General features: G+C 44.5%; 1 protein-coding gene. It reads right to left on the bottom strand.

Translation table 11 applies throughout. The annotated features are described in order from the left end of the window. Window positions 1–300 (bottom strand): LD-carboxypeptidase (locus NLF92_RS12725; protein ID WP_284700435.1); only part of this gene is annotated, 300 nt, incomplete at its 3' end. Window positions 301–326 lie beyond the last annotated feature (26 nt).

The raw sequence follows: 326 nt of genomic DNA, 5'->3' as shown, positions 1-326 counted from the left end.
AGCCGTTGCGATCCCGGTATTAAGTGTAGCAGCCAGCAAAAGAACGCTGGTGTCAGAATAGCCAAGCACCCATTTTGCTTTCCATTTTGTAAAGTCGAGGTATTCAAGAATTTCAATCAGCAGCTCGCCTCCCCAAGGCGGGATAATGATATCAATGTTTTTATCTTCTATCATGGCTTGAAGCTCATTTGCACGTTTTTTAGGAGAAGCGGATTTTGCTTTATGCTGCGTCCAAACGGTTTCTCCCGGTATGACAGAAAAGCCTTTTTCCTCCATTCGTTCACACGACAAAGAAAACATAGAATGAAGAGGCTTCGGTACGCCAG

It is taken from the genome of Opacimonas viscosa (assembly GCF_024199005.1).
Classification (GTDB): Bacteria; Pseudomonadota; Gammaproteobacteria; order Enterobacterales; family Alteromonadaceae; genus Opacimonas; species Opacimonas viscosa.
Note: the sequence above shows the minus strand (reverse complement) of the source record. Positions and strands in the feature narration are given on the sequence as shown.